The following is a 6,707-nucleotide window of genomic DNA, read 5'->3' as shown; positions in this document are numbered from 1 at the left end:
AGGAGCCGGGGCCGGAGGCACTCACGGGGCAGCCGGTGGGCGACTGGGGGGACGGGACCGGACGGGGGCGGCACCCGGGGGCCAGCAGGACAACACCGGTGGCACAGGTCACATCAGGGCGGGACCGAATCCCGGATCACGGGCGGAACGACCATGGCATGCCCATGGCATGCCATGGTCGTTCCGCCCGTGATCCGGGATTCGGTCCCGCCCTGATGTGACCTGTGCCACCGGTGTTGTCCTGCTGGCCCACGGGTGCCGCCCCCGTCCGGTCCCGTCCCCTCAGTCGCCCACCGGCTGCTCCGTGAGTGCCTCGGGCGCCGGCTCCTCCGCCGGAGGTCGGCGCGCCTCGCGCAGGCGCGCCCAGCGGCCGGCCAGGGGTTCCGTGTAGCGGGCGGTGAGCGGGCCGAGGACGACCAGGATCAGGACGTACGCCGTCGCCAACGGGCCCAGGGACGGCTCGATGCCCGCGGTGACCGCCAGCCCCGCGATGACGATCGAGAACTCCCCGCGCGCCACCAGCGCACCGCCCGCGCGCCAGCGGCCCTTGACCGAGATCCCGGCGCGCCGCGCCGCCCAGTAGCCCGTCGCGATCTTCGTCCCCGCGGTCACCACCGCGAGCGCCAGCGCGGGCACCAGCACCGGGGGAATGCTCGCCGGATCGGTGTGCAGCCCGAAGAACACGAAGAAGACGGCCGCGAACAGGTCCCGCAGCGGACTCAGCAGCGTGTGCGCGCCCTCGGCCACCTCACCGGACAGCGCGATGCCGACCAGGAACGCGCCGACCGCCGCCGACACCTGGAGCTGCTGCGCCACACCGGCGACCAGGATCGTCAGCCCCAGGACCACGAGGAGCAGCTTCTCCGGGTCGTCGCTGGACACGAACCGCGAGAGGACCCTGCCGTACCGCAGCGCCACGAAGAGGACGAGTCCCGCGGCCCCCAGCGCCACCGCCAGGGTCACACTGCCGGCCGCCAGCCCGACGCCCGCCACCAGGGCGGTGACGATCGGCAGGTAGACCGCCATCGCCAGGTCCTCCAGCACCAGGACGCTCAGGATCACCGGCGTCTCCCGGTTGCCGACCCGGCCCAGGTCGCCCAGCACCTTGGCGATCACCCCGGAGGAGGAGATCCAGGTGACGCCCGCCAGCACCACGGCCGCCACCGGACCCCAGCCCAGCAGCAGTGCGGCGGCCGCGCCCGGCAGCGCGTTGAGCGTGAAGTCGACCAGGCCGGACGGGTAGTGGGCCTTGAGGTTGGAGACCAGATCGCTCGCCGTGTACTCCAGGCCCAGCATCAGCAGCAGCAGGATGACGCCGATCTCGGCGCCGATGGCCACGAACTCCTCGCTCGCACCCAGCGGGAGCAGCCCGCCCTCGCCGAAGGCGAGACCGGCGAGCAGATAGAGGGGGATCGGCGAGAACTGGAAGCGGGCGGCGAACCGGCCGAGCAGGCCCAGCCCGAGGATGATGGAACCGAACTCGATCAGCAGGACCGCGGAGGAGTGCACCGGTTCACTCCCGACCGAGGATCGCCGCGGCCGTGTCGACGCCCTCGCGGGTGCCGATCACGATGAGGGTGTCCCCGCCCGCCAGCCGGAAGTCGGGCGCCGGTGAGGGGATCGCGTCGGCCCGCCGCAGCACCGCCACGATCGATGCGCCGGTCTCCGTGCGCATCCGGGTCTCGCCCAGCAGCCGCCCGTTCCAGTGGGAGGTCGAGGCCACCTCGATGCGCTCGGCGACCAGTCCGAGGTCGGTCGTGTACAGCAGGCTCGCGCTGTGGTGCGACGGCTTCAGGGCGTCGATCAGCGCGCCCGCCTCGGCGCCCGACAGCCGCACCGACTGCGCGCAGGAGTCCGGGTCGTCGGCCCGGTACACACTCACCGTCCGGTTTCCGTCGCGGTGGGCCACCACGGACAGGTGCCGCTGCTCCCGCGTCACGAGGTCGTACTGGACGCCGATGCCTGGCAGCGGTGTCGTCCGGAGGCGTGGAGCGGACACGGTTTCTTCCCCTTGAGGTGGTGGGCGGTGACGTCCGGAGCCAGAGCCGGTACGGGTGCCGGAGCCGGTGCCGGAACCACAGCCGGTGCGGGACGCGGGCGGCGATGGCCGGTGCCGGACCGGCCCTCGGGGCCGTCGGTCACCAGTACGCCGAACCATCATGCTGCCATCCCCCCGTACGGTGGCGACATGGGTGTCGTCACGGATGGACAGGGCCGGCGCAGGGCGGAGAAGCTGGTCCCGGCGGCGTCATGGTCCGCGACGGACGAGGCGGGTACGGCTTCGCCGCCGCACGGCAGCCGGTCGGTGGGAACCGAGGGGAAGAGAGGAGGAGCCGCGCGCGTGTCGTTGTTCTGGCGCATCTTCGCCCTCAACGCCCTCGGCCTGGTCGTGGCCGCCGCGCTGCTCCTGGGTCCGGTCACCGTTTCCACTCCCGTTCTGCCGGCCGAGGCGTTCGTCATCGCGGTGGGCCTGGCATCGCTCCTGACCGTCAACGCCGTCGTGCTGCGCGTCGGACTGGCCCCGCTCGGGCGGCTCGCCCGCGCCATGACCGACGCCGACCTGCTGCACCCCGGTGCCCGTGCCGTCGTCTCCGGTCCGGTGGAGACGGCCGAGCTGATCCGGACGTACAACGCCATGCTCGACCGGCTGGAGGCCGAGCGCGCGACCAGCGCGGCCCGCGCCCTGTCCGCCCAGGAACGCGAACGCCATCGCATCGCCCGCGAACTGCACGACGAGGTCGGCCAGACCCTCACCGCCGTCCTCCTCCAGCTCAAGCGTGTCGCCGACCGCGCCCCCGACGGCCTCCGCGACGAGGTGGGCCAGGCGCAGGAGGCCACCCGCGCCGGCCTTGACGAGATCCGCCGGATCGCGCGCCGTCTGCGCCCCGGAGTCCTGGACGAACTCGGCCTGGTCAGCGCCCTGCGTTCGCTCGCCGCCGAGTTCACCACCCATGGGCTCACGGTCCGCCCGGAGGTGCGCCCCGGGCTGCCCGCGCTGACCGAGGAGACCGAGCTGGTGCTCTACCGGGTGGCCCAGGAAGCCCTCACCAACACCGCCCGGCACTCCGGCGCCGACCGGGCCGAACTGAGCCTCCGGCCGGTCGCCGACGGCGTCGAACTCCTCGTACGTGACAACGGCCGGGGCCCCGGGCCGACGGCAGGGGAGGGCGCCGGTGTCCTGGGCATGCGGGAACGTGCCCTGCTCATCGGCGCGACGTTCACCTTCGGCCCCGGCTCCGGCGGCGGGACGGCCGTACGTCTGCGGACCGCGCCCACCGCGCCCACCGCGCTTCCGCCTCCCGCAGGCGAGCTCCCATGACGGCCGTACGCCCCTCACGGCGGAGGGCTCCGCCGACCACGTACCCCTCCCGCCCCAGCGTCCCCGGAGACCGCCGATGACCGACGAGCCCGCACCGACCCGTGTGCTCCTCGCCGACGACCACACCCTCGTGCGCCGCGGCGTACGGCTCATCCTGGACGGCGAACCCGACCTGACGGTCGTCGCGGAGGCGGGCGACGGGGCCGAGGCAGTGGAGCGTGCCCGCGCGGGCGACATCGACCTGGCCGTCCTCGACGTGGCCATGCCCCGGATGACCGGCCTCCAGGCGGCCCGCGAACTTTCCCGCCGACTGCCCGGCCTGCGGATACTCATCCTCACCATGTACGACAACGAGCAGTACTTCTTCGAGGCCCTCAAGGCCGGGGCGGGCGGATACGTCCTGAAGTCCGTCGCCGACCGCGACCTCGTCGAGGCGTGCCGGGCCGCGGTGCGCGACGAGCCGTTCATCTACCCGGGAGCGGAGCGGGCGCTCGTGCGGTCGTACCTCGAACGGCTGCACCGCGGCGCCGACGTGGACGGGCTGCCCGACCGGCCCATCACCGAGCGCGAGGAGGAGATCCTCAAGCTCGTCGCCGAAGGACACACCTCCAAGGAGATCGGCACGCTCCTCTTCATCAGCACCAAGACCGTCGAAAGGCACCGCGCGAACCTCCTCCAGAAGCTCGGCATGCGCGACCGCCTGGAACTCACGCGCTACGCCATCCGGGCGGGCCTGATCGACCCCTGACCCGCCTCCGGGCCCCCGTCCCGTGCGGTCACGCGCGCTCACGCGCCCGCGTGCACGTACGCCGCCCGGATGTGCGGGCGCTCCGGTATCCGCTCCCGCAGGCCCGGACCCTGCGGTGCAGGGCGAGGGCGGGGGCTCTGCCCCGACCCGTCCACGGCCCGGCCGTGGGAGTCGCGCAGGCGGCCCGTGAGCACCGGACGGGGGTCTCCCGGGGACCGCCTACCCTTGAGGCATGACCAGCAGCAGCGACCGGAGCCTCGCAGTGGACGTTCCCGCACCCAAGAGCTACGAGATTCGCACCTATGGGTGCCAGATGAACGTCCACGACTCCGAGCGATTGTCCGGTCTGCTCGAAGACGCCGGGTACGTGCGCGCTCCCGAGGGGTCGGACGGCGACGCGGACGTCGTCGTCTTCAACACCTGCGCGGTGCGGGAGAACGCCGACAACCGGCTGTACGGCAACCTCGGCCGCCTCGCTCCGAAGAAGGCCTCGCGGCCCGGCATGCAGATCGCGGTCGGCGGCTGCCTGGCGCAGAAGGACCGCGACACCATCGTGAAGAAGGCCCCCTGGGTCGACGTCGTCTTCGGCACCCACAACATCGGCAAGCTCCCCGTCCTGCTGGAACGCGCGCGCGTGCAGGAAGAGGCGCAGGTCGAGATCGCCGAGTCCCTGGAGGCGTTCCCCTCGACCCTGCCCACGCGCCGGGAGAGCGCGTACGCGGCCTGGGTGTCGATCTCCGTCGGCTGCAACAACACCTGCACCTTCTGCATCGTCCCCGCCCTGCGCGGCAAGGAGAAGGACCGCCGTACCGGCGACATCCTCGCCGAGATCGAGGCCCTGGTGGGCGAGGGCGTCAGCGAGATCACGCTGCTCGGACAGAACGTCAACGCGTACGGCTCCGACATCGGTGACCGTGAGGCGTTCGGCAAGCTCCTGCGCGCGTGCGGGACGATCGAGGGCCTCGAGCGCGTGCGGTTCACCTCACCGCACCCGCGCGACTTCACCGACGACGTCATCGCCGCCATGGCCGAGACGCCGAACGTGATGCCGCAGCTGCACATGCCGCTCCAGTCCGGCTCGGACACGGTCCTCAAGGCGATGCGCCGCTCGTATCGCCAGGAGCGCTACCTGAAGATCATCGAGAATGTCCGCGCGGCCATCCCGCACGCCGCGATCACCACCGACATCATCGTGGGCTTCCCCGGCGAGACCGAGGAGGACTTCGAGGAGACCCTGCACGTGGTGCGCGAGGCGCGGTTCGCCCAGGCGTTCACCTTCCAGTACTCCAAGCGGCCAGGCACCCCGGCCGCCACCATGGAGAACCAGATCCCCAAGGCGGTCGTCCAGGCGCGCTACGAGCGTCTCGTCGCCCTCCAGGAGGAGATCTCCTGGGAGGAGAACAAGAAGCAGGTCGGCCGCACCCTGGAGCTGATGGTCGCCGAGGGCGAGGGCCGCAAGGACGGCGCCACCCACCGCCTCTCCGGCCGTGCCGCCGACAACCGCCTGGTCCACTTCACCAAGCCGGAGCAGGCGGTCCGCCCCGGCGACGTCGTCACGGTCGACATCACCTACGCCGCCCCGCACCACCTCCTCGCCGAGGGCCGGGTTCTCGACGTGCGCCGCACGCGCGCGGGTGACGCCTGGGAGAAGCGCACCGCGGAGAAGGCGGCCAAGCCGGCCGGCGTCATGCTGGGCCTGCCCACGATCGGCGCCCCGGCCCCGCTCCCGGTGGCCACCGGCGGCTGCGGCTCCGACTGACCGAGGCACCCCGCCCGGGCGCACGCCGGTGCCCCCGCGCGCGGGTGAGGCGTCCCGGGGCTTACCCTGCCGATCATGCTTGTCGCTGCCGCAGTGTGCCCCTGCCCGCCCCTGCTCGTGCCCGAGGTGGCCGCGGGCGCCGCATCCGAGCTGGACGCCGCGCGTACCGCCTGCTCGGACGCGGTGGCGGTGCTCGCCGCCGCCCGGCCGGACCGGCTCGTGGTGATCGGCCCCGCAGAGGAGGCAGGGCGGGGCACGTATCCCGAGGGCACGCAGGGTTCGTTCCGCGGCTTCGGCGTGGACCTCGCCGTACGGCTCGGCCGGCCGGGCAAGGACACGGTGTCCGGGCGGGAGCTGCCGCCCTCCCTCGCCGTCGGCGCCTGGCTGCTCGGACGGGCCGGCTGGTCGAGTGCCCCGGTCGAGGGGCTCGGCGTGGGGGACCCCCTGGCACCGGAGCGATGCGCCGAGGCCGGACGGGAGATCGGCGCCCAGCCCGGCCGGGTGGCGCTGCTGGTGATGGGCGACGCGAGCGCGTGCCGCACGCTGAAGGCGCCGGGCTACCTCGACGAACGCGCGGTGCCCTTCGACACGGCGGCCGCACGGGCGCTGGGCGCCGCCGACATCGCGGCCCTCAAGGCGCTCGACGCCGGACTGGCCCGCGAGCTGAAGGCGGCAGGCAGGGCTCCCTGGCAGGTCCTCGCGGGCGCGGCCGAGACCGCCGGCCTGTCCGGCACCCTGCTGTACGAGGACGCCCCGTACGGAGTCGGATACGTGGTCGTGGCCTGGTCGTAGCCCGCGTCCCGGAGGGCGTCCGCACGGAGCGGCGGACGGCCGCGGGCGTCTGCCGCCCCGCGGCCGTCCGCCGCTCCCGCCGTCGCCCG

The 6,707-nt window shown here is 73.4% G+C and carries 6 protein-coding genes; 4 read left to right on the top strand and 2 right to left on the bottom strand.

Annotated features, from left to right (window positions below; genetic code table 11):
- Positions 1-282: 282 nt before the first annotated feature.
- Positions 283-1,509 (bottom strand): cation:proton antiporter, encoded by a 1,227-nt coding sequence (locus tag P1P75_RS19175; RefSeq protein WP_319256865.1) that lies wholly within the window; start codon positions 1,507-1,509, stop codon positions 283-285.
- Between the two features lie 4 nt (positions 1,510-1,513).
- A complete protein-coding gene (locus P1P75_RS19170; RefSeq protein ID WP_319256863.1) occupies positions 1,514-1,999 on the bottom strand; it encodes a TrkA C-terminal domain-containing protein in 486 nt (161 codons plus the stop codon).
- A gap of 342 nt (positions 2,000-2,341) precedes the next feature.
- On the opposite strand from P1P75_RS19170, the gene P1P75_RS19165 reads away from it, so the two are divergent.
- The 4 genes from P1P75_RS19165 to P1P75_RS19150 all read left to right on the top strand — a co-directional run bounded on the left by P1P75_RS19165 (position 2,342) and on the right by P1P75_RS19150 (position 6,618).
- Positions 2,342-3,319 (top strand): sensor histidine kinase, encoded by a 978-nt coding sequence (locus tag P1P75_RS19165; RefSeq protein ID WP_319256861.1) that lies wholly within the window; start codon positions 2,342-2,344, stop codon positions 3,317-3,319.
- 76 nt (positions 3,320-3,395) lie between these two features.
- Positions 3,396-4,067 (top strand): response regulator transcription factor, encoded by a 672-nt coding sequence (locus tag P1P75_RS19160; protein ID WP_319256859.1) that lies wholly within the window; start codon positions 3,396-3,398, stop codon positions 4,065-4,067.
- Between the two features lie 232 nt (positions 4,068-4,299).
- On the top strand, positions 4,300-5,826 hold the full coding sequence (miaB, locus tag P1P75_RS19155; protein ID WP_319256857.1) for a tRNA (N6-isopentenyl adenosine(37)-C2)-methylthiotransferase MiaB: 1,527 nt from the start codon (positions 4,300-4,302) through the stop codon (positions 5,824-5,826).
- Between the two features lie 75 nt (positions 5,827-5,901).
- Positions 5,902-6,618, top strand: a complete 717-nt coding sequence (locus P1P75_RS19150) for a class III extradiol dioxygenase subunit B-like domain-containing protein (RefSeq protein WP_319256855.1) — start codon at positions 5,902-5,904, stop codon at positions 6,616-6,618.
- Positions 6,619-6,707: the final 89 nt, after the last annotated feature.

The sequence above is a fragment of the Streptomyces sp. ID05-39B genome (assembly GCF_033794725.1).
GTDB classification, from domain to species: Bacteria; Actinomycetota; Actinomycetes; order Streptomycetales; family Streptomycetaceae; genus Streptomyces; species Streptomyces bobili.
This window is presented reverse-complemented; position numbering and strand designations above follow the sequence as displayed.